The organism is Henriciella sp. (assembly GCF_049649345.1).
Classification (GTDB): Bacteria; Pseudomonadota; Alphaproteobacteria; order Caulobacterales; family Hyphomonadaceae; genus Henriciella.
Genome location: NZ_JBARZC010000324.1, coordinates 1 through 3,177 on the forward strand (window position 1 = coordinate 1; position 3,177 = coordinate 3,177).

The 3,177-nt window shown below is 60.4% G+C and carries 2 protein-coding genes; both read left to right on the top strand.

Features of this window, described 5'->3' with window-relative positions; translation table 11 throughout:
* The coding region (gene dnaG / locus WA989_RS08605; RefSeq protein WP_424340092.1) for a DNA primase at nucleotides 1-1,678 on the top strand (1,678 nt) is incomplete at its 5' end.
* A gap of 63 nt (nucleotides 1,679-1,741) precedes the next feature.
* A partial coding sequence (locus WA989_RS08610; protein WP_424340093.1) for a sigma-70 family RNA polymerase sigma factor occupies nucleotides 1,742-3,177 on the top strand: 1,436 nt, incomplete at its 3' end.

Here is a 3,177-nt window from a genome sequence, read left to right on the forward strand (position 1 = left end):
GAGCTTCTACGTCAATGACCAGAAGCGCATCTTCAAGGATTTCTCCTCCGGGATTGGCGGGGATGTCATCTCCTTCGTCATGGAAACAGAACGCCTCTCCTTCATGGAGGCGGTCGAGAAGCTCGCCGATGAGGCGGGTATGGCGCTGCCCAAGCCGACAGCCGCCGACGCCGAGACCTATGACCGGCGCAAGCGGCTTTACGAGTGCTGTGAAGCGGCGTGCGCCTTCTATGAGGACCGGTTGCGGGCGGCGGAAGGCACAGAGGCGCGCGAGTATCTCGAAGGTCGCGGCCTTGGCGCCGGCGCCTGGGCGCGTCATCGGCTCGGCTATGCGCCGGATGACTGGCGCACCACGATCGAGCATCTGAAATCCAAAGGCTTCAGCGAAAGCGAGATCACCGAAGCCGGCCTCGCCGTCCAGAAGGAAAGCGGCGGCGACCCTTACGACCGGTTCCGGGGCCGTGTGATCTTCCCGATCACCGATGTGCGCGGCGCAGTCATCGCCTTCGGGGGCAGGGGGCTGCAGCCGGATGCCAAGCCGAAATATCTCAATTCCAGCGATACCGAGCTCTTCCACAAGGGCCGCATCCTCTATCGCTACAAGGATGCACGCGCCGCCTTTGGCGACACCGATGAAGGCGGCCTGATCGTCACCGAAGGCTATATGGACGCGATTGCCATGGCCGAGGCCGGGATCGGACATGCCGTCGCCCCGCTCGGCACGGCGCTGACCGAAGACCAGCTCGTCCTCCTCTGGCGCGCCGGGCCTGAGCCTGTGCTGTGTTTCGATGGGGATGCGGCGGGGCTTCGCGCGGCAGATCGTTCGATCGAGCGCGCGCTGCCGCATCTTGAGCCGGGCCGCTCGCTCTTCTTTTGTTTGCTGTCTGGCGGCATGGACCCGGACGACCTCATCCGCCAGTCGGGCCCTGAGGCGATGAAACAGGCGCTTGCCGGCGCGCTCCCGCTGGTCGAGGTATTGTGGCGGCGCGAACGCGACGCCGAGGCGATCGATACGCCCGAGCGCCAGGCGGGGCTTGAGGCGCGGCTGATGCAGGCGGCCGGGCAGATAAGGCACGGCGCGGTGCGCACCGCCTATGAGCGCGATCTCAAATCCCGGATGCGCGATTATCTCTGGCAGCAGCGCCAGTCCAGACGCAGCGGATCGCAAGGTTTCAAGAAGGGCGCGGTGCCGGTCAAAGGCGCCCAGCAGAAGAGCACGGCGCCCAAGACACGCGGTCTCGGCCTCCTGGTCCGCGCCATCGCCAGTCCGCACCTTATCGATATCGGGTTCGAGACGCTTTCAATGGCCGTCTTCCGCGACGAGGATGTTGCATTATTGCGTGACGTGCTAATTTCCTGGCCACAAGCAGGCAAAGGTGTTGACCGCGAGGCCATCCGTGACCATTTAGAGAGCCGAGGTAATACGCGCGCTGCAGACTTGCTCAAAAACTATCCCGACATTCCAGATATTGAGCCCGATGGGCCAGAGGAACGGGAATGGCTGATCGCCCTGGAGCAATATGTAGCCCGAGAGGAGGCCGGCCCTTATGGGGGCGGCGCGAGTGAGGAGGTGACAGCGTCACCCGAGAACTGGCGCCGGCTGCACCATGAGGTGGCGGAACGAAAAGCTCGTGCGGCGCGTCTCAATGAAGCGGCAGAACAGGCGGATCAGGATTGATCCCTTGTCATTACTGGTTTGAATGTTGCAGAAGACAGGCGCTGCGACAGGCGGGAGACTTACATGGCGAAAGCCCAGAAGAATGAGCACGAAGATGGTGAACTGGAAACAGATGACCGTCCACTGCTCGATCTGAATGATTCCAAGGTCAAGAAATTCATCAAGAAGGCAAAGGAAAAGGGCTACGTCACCCATGACGAGCTGAACTCCGTATTGCCGTCCGACGAGCTGAGTTCCGACCAGATCGAAGACACAATGTCTGCCCTTTCGGAAATGGGCATTCAGGTCGTCGAGAATGAGGAAGAGGCCGAAAGCGCCTCGAAGAGCACCGCTGTTGCAAAGACCGGCACGACTGCCGTCGCCAAGAAGGGCAATGCGCGCGGCTCAGACCGGACCGATGATCCTGTCCGCATGTATCTGCGCGAAATGGGCGCGGTTGAGCTGCTCTCGCGCGAAGGCGAGATCGCGATTGCCAAGCGGATCGAGGCTGGCCGGGACGCGATGATCCGCGGGCTCTGTGAAAGCCCGCTGACCTTCGAAGCCATGATGGTCTGGCGCGACGAGCTCATGAATGAGCGGATCCTGCTGCGCGACCTGATCGATCTTGAAACAACCTATGGCGCGGAAAACCCGGCGCCTGAGCCTGAAGAAAAGACCGAGGAAGAAAAAGAGGCCGAAGCCAAGGCCCGCGAGAACGAGACGACCGAAGAGCGCCTTGCCCGCGAAGAACGCGAGGACGAGGAAGAAGGCGCCGCCATGTCCATGTCGGCCATGGAAGCGGAACTGCGCGACGGTGTGCTCGGCAAGCTCGACGAGATGGCGCTGGCTTTCAGCCAGTACCGCAAGCTTCAGGAAAAGCTCGTCGACAAGCGCCTCGAAGGCAAGGGGCTGACCCCCAAGGCCCGCGAAGAATATGATGCGCTGGCCCAGTCCATCGTTGATAATCTGAAAACGATGCACATCAACAATGCGCGGATCGAAGCGCTGGTTGAGCAGCTTTATGCGATCAACAAGAAGCTGATGGGGCTGGAAGGTCGCCTGATGCGTCTGGCCGATGCGCATGGCGTGCCGCGCAAGGAATTCCTTGAAAGCTATTTCGGAAACGAGCTCAATCCGAACTGGCGGGAAGAGACGCTGGATAGCGCCAAGTCAAAGAAGAAATGGGAAAAATTCTTCGACAAGGAAAGCGGACAAGTCGATGAAATTCGCGAGGAAATCACCGCAGTCTCCCAGGAAATCGGGATTCCGATTGATGATTATCGCCTGATCGTCCAGCGCGTCCAGAAAGGCGAACGCGAAGCGCGCGTCGCCAAGAAGGAAATGGTCGAGGCGAACCTGCGCCTGGTGATCTCGATTGCGAAGAAATACACCAATCGCGGTCTCCAATTCCTCGATCTTATTCAGGAAGGCAATATCGGCCTGATGAAAGCGGTCGATAAGTTCGAATACCGCCGTGGCTACAAATTCTCGACCTATGCGACCTGGTGGATCCGCCAGGC